The 21,190-nt window shown below is 62.2% G+C and carries 19 protein-coding genes; 13 read left to right on the forward strand and 6 right to left on the reverse strand.

The annotated features are described in order from the left end of the window. Positions 1 to 323: 323 nt before the first annotated feature. The 5 genes from NCR93_RS13715 to NCR93_RS13735 all read left to right on the forward strand — a co-directional run bounded on the left by NCR93_RS13715 (position 324) and on the right by NCR93_RS13735 (position 5,043). Complete coding sequence (locus NCR93_RS13715) at positions 324 to 476, forward strand: hypothetical protein (RefSeq protein WP_008354186.1); 153 nt, start codon at positions 324 to 326, stop codon at positions 474 to 476. A 455-nt stretch (positions 477 to 931) separates the two neighbouring features. Beyond that, the gene (locus NCR93_RS13720) at positions 932 to 2,110 is read left to right on the forward strand and encodes a quaternary amine ABC transporter ATP-binding protein (protein WP_008354185.1); all 1,179 of its coding nucleotides are present in this window, start codon (positions 932 to 934) and stop codon (positions 2,108 to 2,110) included. After that, positions 2,103 to 3,005 carry a choline ABC transporter permease subunit gene (gene choW, locus NCR93_RS13725; RefSeq protein WP_008354184.1) on the forward strand — a complete coding sequence of 301 codons (903 nt, stop codon included), beginning with the start codon at positions 2,103 to 2,105 and terminating at the stop codon, positions 3,003 to 3,005. Before NCR93_RS13720 ends, choW begins: the two co-directional genes overlap by 8 nt. Positions 3,006 to 3,020: 15 nt before the next feature. Then, positions 3,021 to 4,013 (forward strand): GlxA family transcriptional regulator, encoded by a 993-nt coding sequence (locus tag NCR93_RS13730; protein ID WP_008354182.1) that lies wholly within the window; start codon positions 3,021 to 3,023, stop codon positions 4,011 to 4,013. A gap of 94 nt (positions 4,014 to 4,107) precedes the next feature. Further along, positions 4,108 to 5,043, forward strand: a complete 936-nt coding sequence (locus tag NCR93_RS13735) for a choline ABC transporter substrate-binding protein (RefSeq protein WP_175982374.1) — start codon at positions 4,108 to 4,110, stop codon at positions 5,041 to 5,043. Positions 5,044 to 5,073: 30 nt separating this feature from the next. Here the strand turns inward: NCR93_RS13735 and NCR93_RS13740 are convergent, their stop codons facing one another. The 3 genes from NCR93_RS13740 to NCR93_RS13750 form a co-directional block, all read right to left on the reverse strand. Continuing rightward, entirely contained in the window at positions 5,074 to 5,838 is a 765-nt protein-coding gene (locus tag NCR93_RS13740) for a class II aldolase/adducin family protein (RefSeq protein ID WP_008354180.1), read from the reverse strand. 49 nt (positions 5,839 to 5,887) lie between these two features. Then, a complete protein-coding gene (locus NCR93_RS13745; protein ID WP_175982375.1) occupies positions 5,888 to 6,976 on the reverse strand; it encodes a GlxA family transcriptional regulator in 1,089 nt (362 codons plus the stop codon). A gap of 137 nt (positions 6,977 to 7,113) precedes the next feature. Then, the gene (locus tag NCR93_RS13750; RefSeq protein WP_033535841.1) at positions 7,114 to 7,428 is read right to left on the reverse strand and encodes a hypothetical protein; all 315 of its coding nucleotides are present in this window, start codon (positions 7,426 to 7,428) and stop codon (positions 7,114 to 7,116) included. 368 nt (positions 7,429 to 7,796) lie between these two features. Here NCR93_RS13750 and NCR93_RS13755 point away from each other — a divergent pair, with 368 nt between their 5' ends. Genes NCR93_RS13755 through NCR93_RS13785 form a run of 7 tightly spaced genes read left to right on the forward strand, consistent with a single transcriptional unit; the run spans position 7,797 to position 15,132 of the window. Beyond that, positions 7,797 to 9,191, forward strand: a complete 1,395-nt coding sequence (locus tag NCR93_RS13755) for an L-serine ammonia-lyase (RefSeq protein WP_008354177.1) — start codon at positions 7,797 to 7,799, stop codon at positions 9,189 to 9,191. Between the two features lie 31 nt (positions 9,192 to 9,222). Further along, on the forward strand, positions 9,223 to 10,467 hold the full coding sequence (locus tag NCR93_RS13760) for a sarcosine oxidase subunit beta family protein (RefSeq protein ID WP_008354176.1): 1,245 nt from the start codon (positions 9,223 to 9,225) through the stop codon (positions 10,465 to 10,467). 20 nt (positions 10,468 to 10,487) lie between these two features. Further along, complete coding sequence (locus NCR93_RS13765; protein ID WP_175982376.1) at positions 10,488 to 10,787, forward strand: sarcosine oxidase subunit delta; 300 nt, start codon at positions 10,488 to 10,490, stop codon at positions 10,785 to 10,787. Then, positions 10,784 to 13,786: a sarcosine oxidase subunit alpha family protein gene (locus tag NCR93_RS13770; protein ID WP_008354174.1), complete on the forward strand. Its 3,003-nt coding sequence runs from the start codon at positions 10,784 to 10,786 to the stop codon at positions 13,784 to 13,786. Before NCR93_RS13765 ends, NCR93_RS13770 begins: the two co-directional genes overlap by 4 nt. After that, on the forward strand, positions 13,776 to 14,429 hold the full coding sequence (locus NCR93_RS13775) for a sarcosine oxidase subunit gamma (protein WP_175982377.1): 654 nt from the start codon (positions 13,776 to 13,778) through the stop codon (positions 14,427 to 14,429). Before NCR93_RS13770 ends, NCR93_RS13775 begins: the two co-directional genes overlap by 11 nt. Continuing rightward, positions 14,426 to 14,869, forward strand: a complete 444-nt coding sequence (locus NCR93_RS13780; protein ID WP_175982378.1) for a dihydroneopterin aldolase — start codon at positions 14,426 to 14,428, stop codon at positions 14,867 to 14,869. Before NCR93_RS13775 ends, NCR93_RS13780 begins: the two co-directional genes overlap by 4 nt. Continuing rightward, positions 14,866 to 15,132 (forward strand): hypothetical protein, encoded by a 267-nt coding sequence (locus tag NCR93_RS13785; protein WP_008354170.1) that lies wholly within the window; start codon positions 14,866 to 14,868, stop codon positions 15,130 to 15,132. The genes NCR93_RS13780 and NCR93_RS13785 overlap by 4 nt, the downstream gene beginning before the upstream one ends. 177 nt (positions 15,133 to 15,309) lie before the next feature. Here NCR93_RS13785 and betA read toward each other — a convergent pair whose 3' ends face one another. Genes betA through betI form a run of 3 tightly spaced genes read right to left on the reverse strand, consistent with a single transcriptional unit; the run spans position 15,310 to position 19,109 of the window. Then, positions 15,310 to 17,010, reverse strand: coding sequence for a choline dehydrogenase (gene betA, locus NCR93_RS13790; RefSeq protein WP_175982379.1), 1,701 nt, complete (start codon positions 17,008 to 17,010; stop codon positions 15,310 to 15,312). 12 nt (positions 17,011 to 17,022) lie between these two features. After that, on the reverse strand, positions 17,023 to 18,492 hold the full coding sequence (gene betB / locus NCR93_RS13795; protein WP_175982380.1) for a betaine-aldehyde dehydrogenase: 1,470 nt from the start codon (positions 18,490 to 18,492) through the stop codon (positions 17,023 to 17,025). A gap of 29 nt (positions 18,493 to 18,521) precedes the next feature. Continuing rightward, a complete protein-coding gene (betI, locus tag NCR93_RS13800; protein ID WP_008354158.1) occupies positions 18,522 to 19,109 on the reverse strand; it encodes a transcriptional regulator BetI in 588 nt (195 codons plus the stop codon). A gap of 227 nt (positions 19,110 to 19,336) precedes the next feature. On the opposite strand from betI, the gene fdhA reads away from it, so the two are divergent. Then, the gene (fdhA, locus tag NCR93_RS13805) at positions 19,337 to 20,533 is read left to right on the forward strand and encodes a formaldehyde dehydrogenase, glutathione-independent (protein ID WP_008354157.1); all 1,197 of its coding nucleotides are present in this window, start codon (positions 19,337 to 19,339) and stop codon (positions 20,531 to 20,533) included. The last annotated feature ends 657 nt before the right edge of the window (positions 20,534 to 21,190 follow it).

Below are 21,190 nucleotides of genomic sequence, written 5' to 3' on the forward strand. Positions count from 1 at the left end.
CGCCCCCGCACCCCCGAATAAAAACCCACGGGGTCCCCGCCCACCCGCGCGCACGGGCGGCGGCGAAGTTGGGGGGGGTGATTTTGCCGCCCCCCCGGGGGGGGGGGGGGGGGGGCCCCCCCAGCCGCTCGTCCTCGGATCGGAATGCCGTCGTACGGGCTTCGCAGATCCGTCCCCGTTTCGAGAAGACGGCAAACCGGTAAAAATGTAGAAAAACTACCAAATTTCTTGCCACGAAATGTTGCATTGCACTAGAAATCGGTTAGGGACAACCCTATAATCCTCTCTAAGGGAAAACCCTCTGTAACTAACCGGAGTCAGTCATGAGCTACCTCTTCGCCCTGCTGCAAAAATTTGCTTCGATGTTCGAATCGGCCCACCTGCCGATGGACAAAGACTACTCGTATCAAGCGCGTTTCCGTGAATCCGAGCGTCAGCGCAAGGCGCGCGGCACGGCTTTCGGCTTCCGCCTGTAATGCGCAGCTGACGGCGGCGCGGGAAACGCAACACCAGCAACTTACGACGGCACGAGCCGTACGACCCGCCCGCCAGTTTTCCGTTTTATGTAGTTTTTCTAGCAATTCCACATCGCTTCGGCTTCTGCCGAACGCATCCCTTCTTCGCGCTTCCTGCGCGACGCCAGTCTTTTCTTTCTTTCGTAATGCTGACGCGCGGTTCGCAAGCCGCCTGCATCGCAAAAAGGCTTCGCGACTTGTTCATGCGCGACATGCCGAAAATCGCAAGATCGTTCGCTGCGCTTCCCGCAAACCCTTATCCAGCAAGGATTCGATCGACCGCTGGCACTTTCGCGCTTATTCCGGTGTCGTATTTCCACATGTGGTTGTCGCAAATAGTCGGCTGATGTGACTTTTTTCTGGCAACTATGTATGCACAGCGCGGACGCACGTCCGCACACGCCAGGAGATATTCGATGAATTCCCCCAAGGTGGTAGTCGAAGGACTGTGCAAGGTTTTCGGCAACAGTCCCAAACAGGCGCTGGACATGCTGGCCGGTGGTGCGACGAAGGAAGAGGTTTTCAAGCGCACCGGACAGATCGTCGGCGTCCATAACGTCTCCTTTGACGTCAAGGAAGGTGAGATTTTCGTGCTCATGGGCCTTTCCGGCTCGGGCAAATCCACGCTGATCCGGCTCATCAACCGGCTGGTCGAGCCGACGGCGGGCAAGGTGCTGATCGATGGCCGCGACGTGGCCGCCGTGCCGCGCTCCGAACTCACGTCCCTGCGGCGCAAGGACATGAGCATGGTGTTTCAGTCCTTCGCGCTGATGCCGCAGCGCACGGTTCTTTCCAACGCCGCATTCGGCCTCGAGGTCGCGGGCGTCGGCAAGAAGGAGCGCGAAGCGCGCGCCATGACCGTGCTGGAGCAGGTCGGCCTGGCTCCGTTCGCCCAAAAGTTACCTGCGCAACTATCGGGCGGCATGCAGCAGCGCGTGGGTCTCGCCCGCGCGCTTGCCGTGAATCCTTCGCTGATGATCATGGACGAAGCGTTCTCCGCGCTCGATCCGCTGAAGCGCAAGGAAATGCAGAACGTGCTGCTCGATCTGCAACGCGAGCAGCGCCGCACGATCCTGTTCGTGTCGCACGATCTCGAAGAGGCGATGCGCATCGGCACGCGCATCGCGATCATGGAAGGCGGCCGCGTGGTACAGATCGGCACGCCGCAGGAAATCATCACGAATCCCGCGGACGACTACGTGGAAGCGTTCTTCGAAGGCATCGACACGAGCCGCTATCTCACGGCCGGCGATCTGATGCAGACCGACGACGTGCCGCTCATCAAACATTCGCCGCAAATCGACGCATCGAGCGTCGCGGCGACGCTCAACGGCAGCGCCGACTACGCGTTCGTGCTCGACGCCGAGCGCCGCATCCGCGGTTTCGTCGGACGTGATGCGAACGGCAACGCCGCGCCGCGCATCAATCCGATCGAATGCATCGAGCGTCACGTCGCGCTCGACGAGGTCGTGAATCGCGTGGTCGCAAGTCCCGCCCCGCTGCCGGTCGTCGAAGCGGACGGTTCGTACTGCGGTTCGATCAACAAGACCAATGTCCTGAAGGTCCTTACGCACCATCGAGGTTCCCATGTCTGAAATCATCCCGCTTGGCAGTTGGGTGGACCACGGCGTCCACTATCTCCTCGATCACGACGCGAAGACCTTCGACTCCATCGGCAAGGTCATCGAAACATTCGCTGCGGCCGTCGAGCACGGCCTGCAGGCCATTCCGATGTGGGCGCTCATGGCGATCTTCGTCGGCATCGGCTTGTGGCGAGTGGGCTGGCGATTCGCCGTGTTCGTCCTCGCGTCGCTGTTGCTGATCTACGCGACGAACTTCTGGGATCAGATGGTCATCACGCTCGGCCTCACGCTGTCCTCGACATTCATCAGCTTGCTGCTCGGCATTCCGCTCGGCATCTGGACGTCGAAGAGCAAGTACGTCGAAATGGGCGTGCGCCCGGTGCTCGATCTGATGCAGACGATGCCCGCCTTCGTCTACCTGATTCCGGCCGCGATGCTGTTCGGTCTCGGCCGCGTGCCGGGGATTCTCGCAACCGTCATCTTCGCGATGCCGCCGGCCGTGCGCCTCACCGCGCTCGGCATCAAGCAGGTGAATCGCGAGATCGTCGAAGCCGGCCAGGCATTCGGCTGCACGCCGTTCCAGCTGCTCTACAAGGTGCAGATTCCGAACGCGCTGCCGTCGATCATGACCGGCGTGAACCAGACGATCATGATGGCGCTGTCGATGGTCATCATCGCGTCGATGGTCGGCGCGGGCGGTCTCGGCAACGACGTGCTCGCATCGATTCAGCGTCTGGATATCGGGCTTGGTTTCGAGAGCGGCTTGTCGGTGGTGTTGCTGGCGATCATCCTCGACCGCATCACCGAGAGCTTCGGACGAGCGCCCGGCATGGCACGCGCCCCGCTCTTCGCCGGTCTGAAGAGCGTGATGAAAGTGCGCCGCGAGCCGGCGGCGCAACAAGGCTAACAAGGCACACGACCCATGAAGCGCGACGCGATCGTTCCGGCGGGTACCGAATCACCGTTGTCCAGTCTTTCGCGCTTCGGCTTTCTCACGCTGCCGAACTTCTCGATGATCGCGTTCACGAGCGCGGTCGAGGTGCTGCGCATGGCCAATTACGTCGGCCGCGCGCAGCACTACAGCTGGTCGATCATCACGCCGGACGGCGAGCCCGCGCGTGCGAGCAACGGCATCACCATCAAGCCGACGATGACGCTCGACGAAGCCGGCATGCCCGACGTGCTGATCGTCTGCGCGGGCTGGCATGTCGCCGATTATGTCGACGACAAGGTGATCGGTCTTCTGCAGCGCGCGCATGAAGCGGGCATTCCGCTCGGCGGAATCTGCACCGGGCCGTATGCGCTGCTCGCGGCGAAACTGCTCGATGGTTATCGCTGCACGCTGCACTGGGAAGACATGTCGCCGGTCAACAAGCGCTTTCCGCATGTGCGCTTCGCCGACGAGCTCTTCGTGATCGATCGCGACCGCCTGACGTGCACGGGCGGCACCGCGCCGCTCGACCTGATGCTCAATCTCGTCGGCATGCGGCTCGGGCAGGCGCATGCGGCGCAGGTGTCGGAGCAGTTCATCGTCGAGCGTATTCGTGGATCGACGGATTATCAGCACATTCCCGTCGATGCGCGCGTCGGCTTCTCGCGTGCGGAACTCGTCGAAGTGGTGCGGCTGATGGAGGCGAACATCGAAGAGCCGTTGTCGCTCGAAGAACTCGCGCGGCTCGTGCATCTGTCGCAGCGGCATTTGCAGCGCATGTTCAAGATGTTCCTCAACGTATCGCCGACGCATTACTACCTGACGTTGCGATTGCGTCGCGCACGCGAACTGTTGCGCAACACCGATGCGTCGATCGCGCGCGTGACGAGCATCTGCGGCTTCCATTCGCCGTGTCACTTCAGCAAGGCGTATCGCGCGCAGTTCGGACATGCGCCGAGCGTCGAGCGGCGATTATCGGCCTGACTTTTTCTTTTTCTTTTTTGGCCGCGCGGGCTTCGTATGAAAGCCTCGCGTGCGGGCCGCGTCATGCCTTGAAAATAACTTCGGAGAGAGATCGATGAAACGATTGTGGATCGCGGCAGCTTTGCTATCTGGTTTGTCGGGAGCGTATGCAGCCGAGCCTGCCGCGTGCAGGAACGTGCGCTTTGCGGATGTCGGCTGGACGGATATCGCCGCGACCACCGGACTTGCATCGACCGTTCTTCAGGGCTTGGGCTACAACCCGACGAAGACGATCGCGTCCGTGCCGATCACGTTCGCGGGCGTGAAGAGCAAGCAGATCGACGTGTTCCTCGGCTACTGGTCGCCGACGATGGACCCGATGATCGATTCGTTCAGGAAAGCGAATCAAGTGAAGGTCTTGCCGACGCCGAACTTGACGGGCGCGAAGTACACGCTCGCGGTGCCGGATTATGCGTATCAGGCGGGCATCAAGAACTTCAACGACATCGCGAAGAACTACGACAAGCTCGACGGCAAGATCTACGGCATCGAGCCGGGCAACGACGGCAATGCGCTCATCAAGAAGATGATCGACAACAACCTGTACGGGCTCGGCAAGTTCAAGCTCGTGGAATCGAGCGAGGCGGGCATGCTCGTGGAAGTGAATCGCGCGATTCGCGACAAGAAGCCGATCGTGTTCCTCGGCTGGGAGCCGCATCCGATGAACGTGCAGATGAGGATCGACTATCTCGCGGGCGGCGACGATGTCTTCGGCCCGAACTATGGCGAAGCAAAAGTGTTGACCGTCACGCCGACGGATTACGACACGCGCTGTCCGAATGTCGCGAAGCTCGTGTCCAACCTGCAGTTCACGACGGATATCGAGAACCACGTGATGCTGCCGATCATGAACAAGACGGATGCGAACAAGGCGGCGCGCGAATGGCTGAAGGCGAATCCGGCGGTGCTCGATAAATGGCTTGCGGGCGTAAAGACGTTCGACGGGAAGGATGGGTTGCCGGCAGTGAAGGCGTATGTCGCCGGCAACTGAAAACTGACGCAGTGATTCAACGAAGGCGCGTCAGGTCCGATAATCCGGCTTCGCGCCTTCGATCATTCTCAACGCCGCTTGCCACTGCAACGCCATGATTCCATCGGCTTCATCGCGCCGATATTGCTCTGCAGTCAACTCGCAAACCCTCTGCGACGGCAGATTCAATTCCGCATTGCCCGCCAGCGCGCGAATCTGAATCTCGCAAGCGCGTTCAAGAAAGTACATTTCCTGGAACGCTTCCGGAATGGACTTTCCGCACGACAATAACCCGTGATTCTTCAGGATCATCGCGTTATGCGAGCCGAGATCGTTGACGAGGCGATCGCGCTCCGCGAGGTCCAGCGCAATGCCTTCATAGTCGTGATACGCGATATGTCCGTAATACTTCAACGCATGCTGACTGATCGGCAATAAGCCCTGCTTTTGCGCCGATACCGCCGCGCCCGCCGCCGTATGCGTATGCACGACGCAAAACACATCGGGCCGTGCCATGTGAATCGCGGAGTGAATCGTGAAGCCCGCCGGATTCACGAGATATCGCGCGGGATCATCGCGTGCGCCCGCTTCGACCGGCCGCCCTTCATGATCGATCTTCACGAGATCCGATGCGCGCATCTCGTCGAAAAGCACGCCATAACGGTTGATCAGAAAGTGATGATCGGTGCCCGGCACGCGCGCGCTGATGTGCGTGAAGATCATGTCGGTCCAGCGAAAATGCCCGATCACGCGATACAGCGCCGCGAGATCACAGCGCACTTTCCATTCTTCCTGCGAGTATCCGTGAGTCTCCATGCCGTTCCTCCTTGGTTTGATGAGCCGCGGAAAACGTATTCAGATCCTGCTAGATTGCCTGCGCGCGGCCCGGGAAAGTTTCGTCGTAATCCATTGCGTGATTTGCATCCGGCGCATCCGGCGCGCCGCCCTGCTCGCGATACATCATCGGCGGCAGGCCGAATTGCTTGCGGAATTCGCGGCCCAGATGCGATGCGTCGGAAAAGCCGCAACTCGATGCGATATCGGCGACCGTCTTGTCCGAACTCGTCAGCAGCCACGCCGCCGTGCGCAGCCGCACCTGCTTCGCATACGCCTGCGGCGCCTTGCCCGTCTCCGCCTTGAATAACCGTTCGAGTTGCCGCGTCGAAAGATCGAGCTTGTGCGCGAGTTCATCGAGCGTAAGCGAACGGCCGACGTGCTGCTCCATAAGCAGGATCGCACGTTTTACTTTCGGATGCGTCGCGGGCGCGAGACCCGGCGGATGCGGCTGCGGCGCGTTGCCCTTCTGCATGTCATCGACGAGCAGGATGCGCAGCGCCTTTTGCACCGTCGCCGTTTCGAAGTGACGCAGCAGAATGGCGGCGGCGACATCGATCGATGCGCGCCCGCCCGAACACGTAATGCGCCTTCTGTCGATGACAAAGAGCCGGTCCGCGACGAGCGATTGCTCATCCGCGTGCGGGAATCGCTCGACGAAGTCCCAATAATGAAACCAGCTCACGCAGATGCGATGGCCTTCGAGCACGCCCGCGCGCATCAGCGAGAACACGCCGGTGCACATGCCGACGAGCGTTGCATTCGAGGCAGCCGCGCGGCGGATGAACTGCAGCGTCGCATCGCTCGTCGCGGGGCCGGAATGCAGCAGGCCGCCGACGACGACGACGTAATCGAAAGGCTCGGCCTGATCGTAGGTTTCCCACGGCGTGATCTGTATGCCGCAACTCGCGCGAACGGGCGCGAGCGTCTCGCCGATCACGCTCCACGAGCAGCGCACCGGTCGGCTGAAATCGCCTTCATCGGCGGAAAGGCGCAGCAGATCGACGAAACCGGAGAACGCGGTCAGCGTGAAATTCGGCAGCAGGATGATGCCGAAGCGGATGCGCGATTTCGATTGACCGTCGACAGACGACGGCGGAAGAGATTCTGCGGCGTTCATGCGGGAGACATGCGGCTGGACGTTATCCAGCGAGCATATCACTCGGCCGCGAGCATCGGGCGTGCGTCAGAAATGGAACGCGGCCGGCGTCGTGTGACGCCGGCCGCGCAAATAACCATGAATCGAAGCGGTGCGCTTCAGCCGCCTAGCACCGCGAAGCCCCAGGCGAAAGCGCCGCCGATGAGCGCGCCCGCCGCGCGGCCGAGCACGCTCGCGATCGTGTAATCGGCCCAACGCTGTTCGACTTCGGCCTTCAACACGCCGAAGTAGCGCAGGGCGGGATCGATCGAGCAGAGCAGCATCAGCGCGATCCAGACGGGCACCTGACGCGTGAGCACGCGATCGACGGCGAGCAGATCGACTGCCTGAAGCGTGCCGACGACAGCCACGCTGATAAGGAAAGCGAGAATCCAGGATTTGAAGAACTGGTCGGGTAAGGCGTGAGTTTCCATCGATGCGAACCGGATAAGCAAGAAAAGGCGGAAAGGACGAGTGATCCGAAACCTATAGGCGTGGCTCACCTCAAGACCTAGGGAATATACCGATGCCTGTCGGCGCGACGCTTCGGACCAGTCTCAAAAATGCGGGATGTGCAACGAAGATGCGCAAAAACGCGCCGGGCGCGAAATGCTCTGTTACGCGCAGTCGCGCTTGCGTCGCCGGGCCTGAAATCATCGGAAATCCGACGTCGTCCACGCGCGAAAAACGGCGCTGACGCCGCGATCCCATTTCGATGGCGTTTTTGTTCTATCGGGTCTTTTCTGGGTTTGGTGCAATGAGCGCCATACCGGAACATCTCGCCAACCCAAGGGACACGCCAATGAACGTCAGCGTCTTCGATCTGTTCAAGATCGGCATCGGACCGTCGAGTTCGCATACCGTCGGGCCGATGATCGCGGCGTGCCGCTTCGCGTCGCATATCGAAGACGCCAATCTGCTCGCCTTCGTCACGCGCGTGCGCGCCGAGCTGTTCGGCTCGCTCGGCGCGACCGGCAAAGGCCACGGCACCGACAAGGCCGTGCTGCTCGGCCTCGAAGGGAATCTGCCCGATCTCATCGATCCGGACGTCATCGCGCCGCGTCTCGCGGAAATCCGCGCGACGAAGCGCCTGAAGCTGCTCGGCAAGCACGATGTGATGTTCGAGGAGCGCGAGCATATCGGCTTCTATCGCAAGCTGATGCCGGGCGCGCCGGGATCGAGCATCGTGCATCCGAACGGCATGCGCTTTCAGGCGTTCGACGAGAACGGCCAGCTTCTCGTCGAGAAGGAGTATTACTCGGTCGGCGGCGGCTTCGTCGTGAATCGCGAAGGCGATCGCGTGAACGGCTTGCGCGCGGCCAATACGGTGCCGTATCCGTTTCGCACCGGCGACGATCTCATGCGCGTCTGTCAGGAGACAGGTCTGTCTATCGCCGACGTGACCATGCAAAACGAATGCGCGAATCGCAGCGAATCCGAAGTCCGCGAAGGCATGCTCGCGGTGTGGCGCGTGATGGCCGCGTGCGTGGAGCGCGGCTGCAAGGAGCGCGGCGAGCTGCCCGGTCCGATGCAAGTCAAGCGCCGCGCCGCCGATCTGTCCGCGTCGCTGCGGTCGCGCTCGGAAGAGTCGCTGCGCGACCCGCTGTCGATGCTCGACTGGGTCAATCTCTACGCGATGGCCGTCAACGAAGAGAACGCGGCGGGCGGCCGCGTCGTCACCGCGCCGACCAATGGCGCGGCCGGCGTGATTCCCGCCGTGCTGCATTACTACGTGAAGTTCATGCACGGCTCGAACGATGACGGCATCGTGCGCTTCCTTCTGACAGCCGCGGCCATCGGCATCATCTACAAGGAAACGGCGTCGATCTCGGGCGCGGAAGTGGGTTGCCAGGGCGAAGTCGGCGTCGCCTGTTCGATGGCCGCCGCCGCGCTCGCCGCCGTCATGGGCGGCACGCCCGCGCAAGTCGAAAACGCCGCGGAAATCGGCATGGAACACAACCTCGGCATGACGTGCGACCCCGTTGGCGGCCTCGTGCAGATTCCGTGCATCGAGCGCAATGCGATGGGCGCGATCAAGGCGATCAACGCCGCGCGCATGGCGATGAAGGGCGACGGCAAGCATTACGTGTCGCTCGATTCGGTCATCAAGACGATGCGCGAAACCGGCGCGGACATGAAGACGAAATACAAGGAGACGTCGCGCGGTGGCCTCGCCGTGAACGTCATCGAATGCTGAATTCAGGACCCCACGAAGGAAGAGAAACACCATGAGCCGCTATTCCATCTTCAGCCTCTTACGCAACGGCATGTCGTATCACGAGAACTGGGAGCGCCAGTGGCGAAGTCCCGAGCCGAAGCGCGAGTACGACGTGGTGATCGTCGGCGGGGGCGGTCATGGTCTCGCGACCGCGTATTACCTCGCGAAGGAGCACGGCATCACGAACGTCGCGATTCTCGAGAAGGGCTGGATCGGCGGCGGCAATACCGCGCGCAACACGACCATCGTGCGCTCGAACTATCTGTGGGATGAATCGGCGGCGTTGTACGAAAAAGCGATGAAGCTGTGGGAGGGCCTCTCGCAAGACCTCAACTACAACGTGATGTTCTCGCAGCGCGGGGTGATGAATCTCGCGCATACGCTGCAGGACGTGCGCGATACCGAGCGCCGCGTGAACGCGAACCGTCTCAACGGCGTCGATGCCGAGTTCCTCACGCCGCAGCAGATCAAGGAAATCGAGCCGACGATCAATCTCAACAGCCGCTATCCGGTGCTGGGCGCGTCGATTCAGCGTCGCGGCGGCGTCGCGCGTCACGATGCGGTCGCGTGGGGCTTCGCGCGCGGCGCGGATCGCGCGGGCGTCGACATCATCCAGAACTGCCAGGTCGTGGGCATTCGCCGCGACGGCAGTCAGGTGACGGGCGTCGATACGACGAAGGGCTTCATCAAGGCGAAGAAGGTCGCGGTCGTCACGGCGGGCAACACGACGACGCTCGCCGACATGGCCGGCGTGCGCCTGCCGCTCGAAAGCCATCCGTTGCAGGCGCTCGTGTCGGAGCCGATCAAGCCGGTCGTGAACACGGTCGTGATGTCGAACGCGGTGCATGCGTACATCAGCCAGTCCGACAAAGGCGACCTCGTGATCGGCGCGGGCGTCGATCAATACACGGGCTTCGGTCAGCGCGGCAGCTTTCACATCATCGAAGGCACGCTGGAAGCGATCGTCGAGATGTTCCCCGTGTTCTCGCGCGTGCGGATGAATCGTCAGTGGGGCGGCATCGTCGACGTATCGCCGGATGCGTGCCCGATCATCTCCAAGACCGACGTGAAGGGTCTGTACTTCAACTGCGGATGGGGCACGGGCGGCTTCAAGGCGACGCCGGGTTCGGGCTGGGCCTACGCGCACACGATCGCGAAGGACGAGCCGCATCCGCTGAACGCGCCGTTCTCGCTGGATCGTTTCTATACCGGTCATCTGATCGACGAACACGGCGCGGCTGCCGTGGCCCACTAATCGCATTAGGAGCGAAAAACATGTTGCTGATCGAATGCCCCTGGTGCGGGCCGCGCGCCGAAACCGAATTTTCCTGCGGCGGCGAAGCGGATATCGCGCGCCCGCTCGACACCGAAAAGCTCTCCGACCGCGAGTGGGGCGACTACCTCTTCATGCGCAAGAATCCGCGCGGCGTGCATCGCGAGCAATGGAATCATGCGCAAGGCTGCCGCCGCTGGTTCAAGGTGCAGCGCGATACGGTTTCATATGAAATTCAAGGCTACGAGACGTTCGACCGTCCGCTGGCTGTGATGCATGACAACGGAGGCACGTCGAAATGAGCCAGAAAGACCGACTCGGCATGGGCGGGCGCATCAATCGTGCGATTCCCGTCACCTTCACGTTCAACGGCAAGACGTATCAGGGCTTCGAAGGCGATACGCTCGCGTCCGCGCTGCTCGCGAACGGCGAGCGCTTCGTCGCGCGCAGCTGGAAGTATCACCGTCCGCGCGGGATCATCACGGCGGGCGTCGAAGAGCCGAACGCAATCGTGCAACTCGAAACCGGCGCGTACACCGTGCCGAATGCGCGCGCTACCGAAGTCGAGCTGTATCAAGGGCTCGTCGCGCAGAGCGTGAACGCGAAGCCGAACATCGAAAACGATCGCATGGCGGTCAATCAGAAGATCGCGCGCTTCATTCCCGCAGGCTTCTACTACAAGACGTTCATGTGGCCGCGCAAGTTGTGGCCGAAATACGAGGAAGTGATTCGCGATGCAGCGGGTCTCGGCGAAGCGCCGAAGCAACTCGATGCCGATCGCTACGACAAGTGCTTCGCGCATTGCGACGTGCTCGTGATCGGCGGCGGACCTTCGGGTCTCGCGGCGGCGCATGCGGCGGGTTTGTCGGGCGCGCGCGTGATTCTCGTCGACGATCAGCGCGAACTCGGCGGATCGCTTCTGTCGTGCCGCGCGGAGATCGACGGCAAGCCCGCGCTGCAATGGGTGCAGAAAATCGAAGGCGAACTGCGCAAGATGCCCGATGTGAAGGTTCTTTCGCGCAGCACGGCGTTCGGTTATCAGGATCACAACCTCGTCACGGTCACGCAGCGTCTGACGGAACATCTGCCGGTATCGCGCCGCAGCGGCACGCGCGAACTGATGTGGAAAGTGCGCGCGAAACGCGTCGTGCTCGCGACCGGCGCGCACGAGCGCCCGATCGTTTTCGGCAACAACGATCTGCCGGGCATCATGCTGGCGTCGGCGGTGTCGACGTATCTGCATCGCTATGCGGTGATGCCGGGCCGCAACGCCGTTGTGTTCACCAACAACGACGACGCATATCAATGCGCGCTCGATCTGAAGGCGGCAGGCGCGGATGTGACCGTCGTCGATCCGCGTCCGGCCGAATCGAAGGGCACGTTGCCGGCGGCCGCGCGACGCTACGGCGTGCGCGTGCTGAACAACGCGGTCATCACGGCTGCGCGCGGCAAGCTGCGGGTTGCATCGGTTGAAGTGGCTTCGTACGACAAAGGCCAGGTCGGTCAGAAGCAGACGGACCTGCCATGCGATCTCGTCGCCATGTCGGGGGGCTGGAGCCCCGTGCTGCATCTCTTCGCGCAATCGGGCGGCAAGGCGCACTGGCACGAAGAGAAAGCGTGCTTCGTGCCGGGCAAGGCGATGCAACTGGAGAGCAGCGTCGGCGCATGCGCGGGCGAGTTCTCGCTGTCGCGCGGCATTCGCCTCGGCGCGGATGCGGGCGCGGAAGCGGCGCGCGCCGCGGGTCATATCGTCGTGAAGCCGGCTGCCGTGCAAGTCGCTGAAATCGTCGAAGCGCCGATGTTGCCGCTGTGGATCGTCGGCAACAAGGAATTGTCGACGCGCGGTCCGAAGCAATTCGTCGACTTCCAGAACGACGTGTCGGCGGCCGACATCTATCTTGCGGCGCGCGAAGGCTTCGAATCGGTCGAGCACGTCAAGCGTTATACGGCGATGGGCTTCGGCACCGATCAGGGCAAGCTCGGCAACATCAACGGCATGGCGATTCTCGCGCAAGCCTTGGGCAAGACGATTCCCGAGACCGGCACGACGACGTTCCGCCCGAATTACACCCCTGTCACTTTCGGCACGTTCGCGGGCCGCGAGCTGGGCGAGTTTCTCGATCCGGTGCGCAAGACCGCGATCCACGAATGGCACGTCGAGAACGGCGCGATGTTCGAGGATGTGGGCAACTGGAAGCGTCCCTGGTACTACCCGAAGGCGGGCGAGGACATGCACGCGGCGGTCGCGCGCGAGTCGCTCGCGGTGCGTCAGAGCGTCGGCATTCTCGATGCATCGACGCTCGGCAAGATCGACATTCAAGGCCCCGATTCGGCGAAGCTCCTGAACTGGATGTACACGAATCCGTGGAGCAAGCTCGAAGTCGGCAAGTGCCGTTACGGGCTGATGCTCGACGAGAACGGCATGATCTTCGACGATGGCGTCACGGTGCGTCTCGGCGAACAGCATTACATGATGACGACGACCACCGGCGGCGCGGCGCGCGTGCTGACGTGGCTCGAACGCTGGCTGCAGACCGAATGGCCCGACATGCGCGTGCGTCTCGCATCGGTGACGGATCACTGGGCGACGTTCGCGGTCGTCGGACCGAACAGCCGCAAGGTGCTGCAGAAAGTGTGTCACGACATCGACTTCGCGAACGCGGCGTTCCCGTTCATGAGCTATCGCGATGGCACGGTGGCGGGCGCATCGGCGCGCGTGATGCGGATCAGTTTCTCGGGCGAGCTCGCGTATGAAGTGAACGTGCCCGCGAATGTCGGACGCGCGGTGTGGGAAGCGCTGATGCTCGCGGGCGCTGAATTCGACATTACGCCGTACGGCACGGAAACGATGCACGTGCTGCGCGCGGAGAAGGGCTACATCATCGTCGGACAGGATACGGACGGCTCGATGACGCCTTACGACCTCGGCATGGGCGGGCTTGTCGCGAAGTCGAAGGACTTCATCGGCAAGCGCTCGCTCACGCGTTCGGACACTGCAAAACAAGGGCGAAAGCAGTTCGTCGGCCTGCTCACCGACGATCCTTCGTTCGTGCTGCCGGAAGGCGCGCAGATCGTCGCGGGACCGTTTCAGGGCGATACCGCGCCGATGCTCGGACACGTCACGTCGAGCTATTACAGCCCTATTTTGAAGCGCTCGATTGCGTTGGCCGTCGTGAAGGGCGGTCTGGAGAAGATCGGCGAATCGGTCATGATTCCGCTCGCGAACGGCAAGCGGGTCAACGCAAAAATCACCAGTTCGGTGTTCTACGACAGCGAAGGAGCACGTCAGCATGTTGAATGAGATCAAAGGTTCCTCGACGGTCGTCGATCGCGCAATCAGCGGACAGGGTGTGTGGCAGGAGTCTCCGCTCGTCGGCGCGGATGCATTGATGAAGACGCATCAGTCGGGCTCGCCGAAAGCGTTTCGTCTGGCCGAGCGGCCGTTCCTCGAACTCGTGAACGTGCGTGGCGATACGCGCGATCCGGCGTTCGCGAAGGCGGTGCAGAGCGTGATCGGCTGCACGCCGCCCGAGAAGGCGAACACTATTGCGCGCGGCAACGGTTATACGATGCTGTGGCTCGGTCCCGATGAATGGCTCGTGCATTCGGATACGGCGCACGATGCATCGCGTCCCGCGCCGCTCGAAGCGAAACTGCGCGACGCGTTCGTCGGACAGTTCTCGGCGGCGGTGGATATCGGCAGCGGTTATACGGTGCTCGAAATCGACGGACCGAAGACGCGTGACGTGCTTTCGCGCGGTTGTCCGCTCGATCTGCATCCGAAGGTTTTCGGCGAAGGACAATGCGCGCAGAGCCATTACTTCAAGGCATCGCTTACGCTCGTGCCGCTGGGCGGCGATCGCTTCGAGATAATCGTGCGCCGCAGCTTCGCCGATTACTTCGTGAAGATGATGCTCGACGCCGCCGCGCCGTTGCTCTCGTGAAGCCGTTCGAACCGCTTGCCGCGGGTGGCCTGGGCTGGCGCGTGATCGTCGATGAGTTGATCGTGAAGACGCGCGTCGGCTTGTATGAGCATGAGCATGAAGGGCCGCAGCCCGTGTGCATCGATGCGAGCCTGCGTTATCGCGGCATGCCGCATGAATCGGACGATGGTCTCATTGATTACGAGGCGTGGTGCAATCGGGTGAGCGCGTTTCTTGAAGGGAAGGCGCATACGCGCTTGCTGGAGACGCTCGCGGTGGAGATCGCCGCGTTGTCGTTCGAAGAGTGGCCGGCGCTGGATGCGCTTACTTTGGTGCTGCACAAGCCGAAGATTCGTGAGGGCACGAAGCGGCTTGGGCTTGAACTCGACTGGCGTCGGGCGGATTTCGATGCTTGGCGGTCGCGCGTCGATGCGCGGGACGCGTTTGTAGTCCGGCGATGAACGCGTCGCGTGATTCGGCTGCGCAGCTCTCCGAACGTGCATGCAAGAAGCATGATGCGGATGCGGCGCTTAAGCTGCTGGATCGAAGTATCGCGCTGAAGCATCGGCGGATTGCGTTGATTCGGTATCTGCATGCGCAGTATCTCGATGCGCCGTTAGAGGCCAGGCATCATGAGTATGTGAGGGTCGTGGCGGCGCGGTTGAGCGCGGAGGCGGTGGTTAGGGTGGTGGAGGCGGCTAGGGGGAGGTTTGGGGGGAGTTGAAGCTCCGCGGGGGCGGAGGAATGCGACGATCGAGCCGTGCGCGGAGATAGACCTTGGCGTGCCACATGGCGGCATGGGTGCCGCAGTGGTTCCTCCGCATGCGCGGAGATAGACCCGATTTGTGTCCACACACCTACAACCCCCGTTAGCCCCCTCCGCCCAAGCGGAGCTCCCCCCTCAAACCCCCACCAACCCCCCCTTCGCCCCCACCACCTCCCGCGCCCGTTTCCCCCGCGCCACAAAATAAGCCGTCTCCACCCGCCCCAACGCAGCCACACCTCTAATCCGATCCGCAATCTTCTCCGCCAACATGATCGTCGGCGCATTGAGATTCCCGGTCGTGATCTGCGGCATGATCGACGCATCCACGACGCGCAATCCTTCCATCCCATGCACGCGTCCTTCGCCGTCGACGACAGCCATATCGTCATAACCCATCTTGCACGAGCACGAAGGGTGAAAAGCCGTCTCCGCCTTCGCCCTCACGAACGCATCGAGTTCCGCATCGCTTTGCAGATCATCCGACGGATGCAACTCCCGCCCGCGATATCGCGCGAGCGCCGGCTGCCGCATGATCTCGCGCGTAATCCGAATGGCATCGCGAAACTCACGCCAGTCGAGCGGATCGGCCATGTAGTTGAAAAGAATGCTCGGATGCGCGTTCGGATCGCGCGACTTGAGCTTCACGCGCCCCCGACTCGGCGAGCGCATCGATCCGACATGCGCCTGGAATCCATGCATCTTTATCGGATTCGAGCCGTTGTAATTGATCGCGACCGGAAGAAAGTGGTACTGGATGTTCGGCCAAAGATCCTCGTCGCGCGTGCGGATGAAGCCGCCCGCTTCGAACTGATTGCTCGCGCCGATGCCCGTCCCGTTCAGCATCCATTCGAGCCCGATCGCCGGCTGATTCCACCACTGCAACGCCGGATATAAGGACGCCGGCTCCTTGCATTCGTACTGCATGTACATCTCGAGATGATCCTGCAAGTTCTCACCGACGCCCGGCAGATCATGCACGACTGGAATCTCCAACTCGTTCAGCCAGTCAGACCGTCCGACGCCCGAGCGCTGCAACAACTGAGGCGATGCAATCGCGCCGCTGCACACGAGCACTTCGCGCCGCACATGCGCCGTCACGCGCTGCCCGCCATGCAGATAAGCAACGCCGATAGCCCGCTTACCCGAGAACAACACGCGATCCGTGATCGCATGCGTCACGATGGTCAACCCGGCACGATGCTTCGCGCGATCCAGATACCCGCGCGCCGTGCTCGCACGACGTCCCTTCGCGGTCACGGTGCGATCCATCGGACCGAAGCCTTCCTGCTGATAACCGTTGAGATCCTCGGTACGCGGATAACCCGCCTGCACGCCTGCCTCGACCATCGCGGCGAAAAGCGGATTGTTGCCGGGCTTGCTCGTCGTCACATGCACGGGACCATCGCCGCCGTGATACGCATTCGGTCCGATATCGCGCGTCTCCGCTTTGCGGAAATACGGCAGACAGTCGAGATAACTCCAGTTCTCGAGACCGGGCATCGACGCCCAGTTGTCGTAATCGAGCGCATTGCCGCGGATATAACACATGCCGTTGATCAGCGACGATCCGCCCAGCCCCTTGCCGCGCCCGCACTCCATCCGACGGTTGTTCATATGCGGCTCGGGCTCGGTTTCATACGCCCAGTTGTATCGCCGCCCTTGCAGCGGATAAGCCAGCGCCGCAGGCATCTGCGTGCGAAAGTCGAAGCGATAATCCGGCCCGCCCGCTTCGAGCAGCAGCACCGTCACGTCTTCGTCTTCCGTGAGACGCGACGCGAGCACGTTGCCCGCCGATCCCGCACCGACGATGATGTAATCGTATTCGTTCGCGCTCATCGCACATGCTCCTTAAAACACAGGCTGATAGGGACCGAGCTCGACCTGCACGGACTTTATGCGCGTAAAGGCGCTCAGCGTGACGATGCCGTTTTCGCGCCCGACGCCCGATTGCTTGTATCCGCCGACGGGCATTTCCGCCGGCGACTCTCCCCACGTATTGATCCAGCAGATGCCCGCTTCGAGCCGATGAATCACGCGATGCGCGCGCGACAGGTTCTCCGTCACGACGCCCGCCGCGAGGCCGTAGTCAGTATCGTTGGCGCGCGCGATGACTTCGTCTTCGTCATCGAACGCGAGGATGCTCATCACAGGCCCGAAAATTTCTTCGCGCACGATGCGCATGTCGTCGCGGCAATCAGCGAACACGGTCGGCTCTACGTACTGGCCGCGCGCGAATGCGCCGTCGGTCATGCGCCCACCGCCCGCGACGAGCCGCGCGCCTTCGCGCTTGCCGCTCTCGATATACGTCAGCACCTTCTGCAACTGCGCGGCGCTCGCGAGCGGCCCGAAATTCGTCCGCGGATCATCGGGCGCGCCGATGCGAATGCGCTTCACGCGCTCCATCACGAGCGCTTCGAACTTGCCGATGACACCGCGTTCGACGAACACGCGCGTGCCGTTCGTGCATACCTGTCCGGAACTGAAGAAGTTCGCGCTCATTGCGATATCGGCGGCGCGTTCGAGGTTGGCGTCGTCGAATACGATGAGCGGCGACTTGCCGCCGAGTTCCATCGTCACTTCCTTGAGCGTCGATCCGCCCGCGCGCGCCATCACTTTTTTGCCGGTTTCGACGCCGCCCGTGAACGATATCTTCTCGATGCCCGCATGTTCCGCGAGCATCGCGCCTACGCGTCCGTCGCCATGCACGACATTGAAGACGCCCGCGGGCACGCCCGCTTCCGTATAGATTTCCGCGAGCTTCGACGCAGTCAGCGGCGTGATTTCGCTCGGCTTGAAGATCATCGCGTTGCCCGCCGCGAGCGCGGGCGCGGATTTCCAGCACGCGATCTGAATCGGATAATTCCACGCGCCGATGCCCGCGCACACGCCGATCGGTTCGCGCCGCGTATAAACGAACGACGATTCGCGCAGCGGAATCTGCTCACCTTCGATGGCCGTCGCGAGCCCCGCGTAATACTCGATGACATCCGCGCCCGTGACGATATCGACGGCGCGCGTCTCCGCGATCGGCTTGCCGGTATCGCGTGTTTCGATCGCGGCGAGTTCGTCGTTGCGCGCGCGCAGCAGATCGACCGCGCGGCGCAGGATGCGCGAGCGCTGCATCGCGGTCATCGCGGCCCATTCGCGCTGGCCTTCGCGCGCCGATTTCACCGCGCGATCGATATCCGCCTGCGACGCCCGCTGCACGCGCGCGAGCGTTTCGCCGGTCGCGGGATCGAGCGTGTCGAAGGTTTCGCCGCTTGTCGCATCGACGTATTCGCCGCCGATATAAAGCCGTTGCTCTCCGAATGCGGACATGTCGCGCTCCTTTCCTTGAATGTGATTAATCAGCCGTGCGCTTCCAGCACGAGGTCGATGTATTCGTAAGCGAGCCGCAGCGCGCCCTTCGTGTCGAACGGCTCGCCGGCCAGCGCGCCGCGCAGCCACAGGCCGTCGATCAGCGCGGCGAGGCCGCTTGCGGCGCGGCGCGCGGCGGGCTTCGTCAAGGCACGCGCGAAATCCGCGCACAGGTTCGAATGCAGACGCCGCGTGTTCACGCGCTGCAGCCGGCGCAATTCCGGCTTGTGCATGCTTTCCGACCAGAACGCGAGCCAGGTTTTCATGACGGGCCCGTTCACCTGTTCGACATCGAAATTCGCCGCGACGACCGCGCGCAGTTTCGATCGCGGATCGGGCTTCGCGGCTTTGCGGCGGCGCGACGTGCCTTGCCATAGCGAGCGCAGCACATGGCGCATCGTGGCTTCGAGCAGACCGTCCTTGTCGCCGAAGTAATGGCTGACGATGCCCGTCGACGTGCTCGCGCGCTGCGCGACCGAAGCGAGCGTCGCGCCGGAAAGTCCCGATTGGTCGATGGTATGCAACGTGGCGTCGATGAGTTGCGCGCGGCGGATATCGCGCATTCCGAGCTTGGGCATGGTCTTTTCGTGACTGACGATGTGCGCAGATACTATTTTTTTTATTTTGAACGGTCAATCAATAAAAACCGGGTCGAAAGGTTTTCTGCGCGCGATGTCGGTTTCAGTCAAACGTGCGTCGCATTGAGTGCGAGTCGCGGCGTCGCGAGAGCGCTACCCTCGTTGCACGGGCGCGGTCATCGGTCGGATGGTTCGCGCATGCCGTCCACGAAACAAGGAGACGATCAATGAGCAGCAATCGCGGCGTCGTGTATCTGGGGCAGGGCAAGGTCGAAGTGCAATCCATCGACTATCCGAAGATGGTCGATCCACGCGGGCGGGACATCGGCCACGGCGTCATTCTGAGGGTCGTCAGCACGAACATTTGCGGCTCGGATCAGCACATGGTGCGCGGCCGCACGACAGCGGAAGTCGGCCTCGTGCTCGGCCATGAGATTACGGGCGAAGTGATCGAAGTGGGGCGCGATGTCGAGACGCTTGCCATCGGCGATCTGGTTTCGGTGCCATTCAACGTCGCGTGCGGCCGTTGTCCGACGTGCAAGGCGCAGCATACGGGCGTGTGCCTGAACGTGAATCCGTCGCGTGCGGGCGGCGCGTATGGCTATGTCGACATGGGCGGCTGGATCGGCGGTCAGGCGGAATACGTGATGGTGCCGTACGCGGACTTCAATCTGCTGAAGTTTCCCGACAAAGCGCAGGCGATGTCCAAGATCCGCGATCTGACTTGTCTCTCCGACATTCTTCCGACGGGTTATCACGGCGCGGTGATGGCGGGCGTGGGGCCGGGCTCGACGGTGTATATCGCGGGCGCGGGGCCGGTCGGGATGGCGGCGGCTGCGTCGGCGCGCTTGCTGGGCGCGGCTTGCACGATCGTCGGCGACATGAACGAGGAGCGTCTTGCGCATGCGCGCGCGATGGGCTTCGAGACGATCAACCTGTCGAAGGATGCGACGCTCGGCGAGCAGATCGAGCAGATTCTCGGCAAGCCGGAAGTGGATTGCGCGGTCGATTGCGTGGGTTTCGAAGCGCACGGTCACGGCAGCGATGCCGGTCACGAAGCGCCCGCGACGGTGCTCAATTCGCTGATGGAGATTACGAAGGCGGCGGGCGCGATCGGGATTCCGGGTCTTTACGTGACTGACGATCCCGGTGCGGTCGATGCTGCGGCGAGGAAGGGGAGTTTGAGCATTCGCTTCGGCCTGGGCTGGGCGAAGTCGCATTCGTTCCATACGGGGCAGACGCCGGTCATGAAGTACAACCGCAATCTGATGCAGGCGATTTTGTGGGATCGGTTGCCGATTGCCGATATCGTCAATGTGACGGTGGTTTCGCTCGATGAAGCGCCGGATGGGTATCGGAAGTTTGATGGCGGAGCGCCGAGGAAGTTTGTTATCGATCCGCATGGGTTGTTGAAGGCGGCTTGAGCCTTTGTTTTTGCCCCCGGCGGGTTGGGGGCCTTCGGTTTTCTTGTTGTTGCCGGATCCCGTTATCGCGTCGGTCTATTAGCACTGCCCCCGTGCGGGGCGGCACCTACTTTCTTTGCCGCTGCAAAGCTGGGTTTGGCGTTTCGTTTCTTTTCGCCGGATCCCGTTTTCGTGGCGGTCTATTAGCGTTGCCCCTGTGCGGGGCGGCACTCACTTTCTTTGCTGCTGCAAAGAAAGTAAGCAAAGAAAGCAGCTCGTCACGGCCCGCGGTCACACGCAATTTGGGTAGTCCTCTCGTCCTCGATGGCACTCGCCTAAAGAGTGCCCTCAAACACCTAATCGGGCTTGGATCGCGCACGGTCCGCCGCCCGAAAACGCTGAGGACACTGGTTCAGCACGAAAGAGCTTCGGCACAGCGCTACGCGCTGCCGCCCGGTATGCAAGGGAAACCAACGTGCGGCAAGTGCAGCGAGATGGAGACGGCAGCAAAGAAGCACGCGCGGACCCGATTGACCGGTCGGCCGCGAAGCGGGCCGGAGCTATTTGGTGCTGAACCAGTTCGGTGTGTGGTGCGATGGTTCAGACCGTGCGCGAGCCAAGCCCGATTAGGTGTTTGAGGGCACTCTTTAGGCAGCCCACGATGGACGAGAGGACTAC

The sequence above is a fragment of the Caballeronia sp. ATUFL_F1_KS39 genome (assembly GCF_023630985.1).
GTDB lineage: Bacteria > Pseudomonadota > Gammaproteobacteria > Burkholderiales > Burkholderiaceae > Caballeronia > Caballeronia zhejiangensis.

Excerpts from the sequence above, each read along its gene's own strand:
- NCR93_RS13715 (WP_008354186.1), top strand. The coding sequence starts at position 324 with ATGAGCTACCTCTTCGCCCTGCTGCAAAAATTTGCTTCGATGTTCGAA.
- NCR93_RS13720 (WP_008354185.1), top strand. The coding sequence starts at position 932 with ATGAATTCCCCCAAGGTGGTAGTCGAAGGACTGTGCAAGGTTTTCGGC.
- choW (WP_008354184.1), top strand. The coding sequence starts at position 2,103 with ATGTCTGAAATCATCCCGCTTGGCAGTTGGGTGGACCACGGCGTCCAC.
- NCR93_RS13730 (WP_008354182.1), top strand. The coding sequence starts at position 3,021 with ATGAAGCGCGACGCGATCGTTCCGGCGGGTACCGAATCACCGTTGTCC.
- NCR93_RS13735 (WP_175982374.1), top strand. The coding sequence starts at position 4,108 with ATGAAACGATTGTGGATCGCGGCAGCTTTGCTATCTGGTTTGTCGGGA.
- NCR93_RS13740 (WP_008354180.1), bottom strand. The coding sequence starts at position 5,838 with ATGGAGACTCACGGATACTCGCAGGAAGAATGGAAAGTGCGCTGTGAT.
- NCR93_RS13745 (WP_175982375.1), bottom strand. The coding sequence starts at position 6,976 with ATGAACGCCGCAGAATCTCTTCCGCCGTCGTCTGTCGACGGTCAATCG.
- NCR93_RS13750 (WP_033535841.1), bottom strand. The coding sequence starts at position 7,428 with ATGGAAACTCACGCCTTACCCGACCAGTTCTTCAAATCCTGGATTCTC.
- NCR93_RS13755 (WP_008354177.1), top strand. The coding sequence starts at position 7,797 with ATGAACGTCAGCGTCTTCGATCTGTTCAAGATCGGCATCGGACCGTCG.
- NCR93_RS13760 (WP_008354176.1), top strand. The coding sequence starts at position 9,223 with ATGAGCCGCTATTCCATCTTCAGCCTCTTACGCAACGGCATGTCGTAT.
- NCR93_RS13765 (WP_175982376.1), top strand. The coding sequence starts at position 10,488 with ATGTTGCTGATCGAATGCCCCTGGTGCGGGCCGCGCGCCGAAACCGAA.
- NCR93_RS13770 (WP_008354174.1), top strand. The coding sequence starts at position 10,784 with ATGAGCCAGAAAGACCGACTCGGCATGGGCGGGCGCATCAATCGTGCG.
- NCR93_RS13775 (WP_175982377.1), top strand. The coding sequence starts at position 13,776 with ATGTTGAATGAGATCAAAGGTTCCTCGACGGTCGTCGATCGCGCAATC.
- NCR93_RS13785 (WP_008354170.1), top strand. The coding sequence starts at position 14,866 with ATGAACGCGTCGCGTGATTCGGCTGCGCAGCTCTCCGAACGTGCATGC.
- betA (WP_175982379.1), bottom strand. The coding sequence starts at position 17,010 with ATGAGCGCGAACGAATACGATTACATCATCGTCGGTGCGGGATCGGCG.
- betB (WP_175982380.1), bottom strand. The coding sequence starts at position 18,492 with ATGTCCGCATTCGGAGAGCAACGGCTTTATATCGGCGGCGAATACGTC.
- betI (WP_008354158.1), bottom strand. The coding sequence starts at position 19,109 with ATGCCCAAGCTCGGAATGCGCGATATCCGCCGCGCGCAACTCATCGAC.
- fdhA (WP_008354157.1), top strand. The coding sequence starts at position 19,337 with ATGAGCAGCAATCGCGGCGTCGTGTATCTGGGGCAGGGCAAGGTCGAA.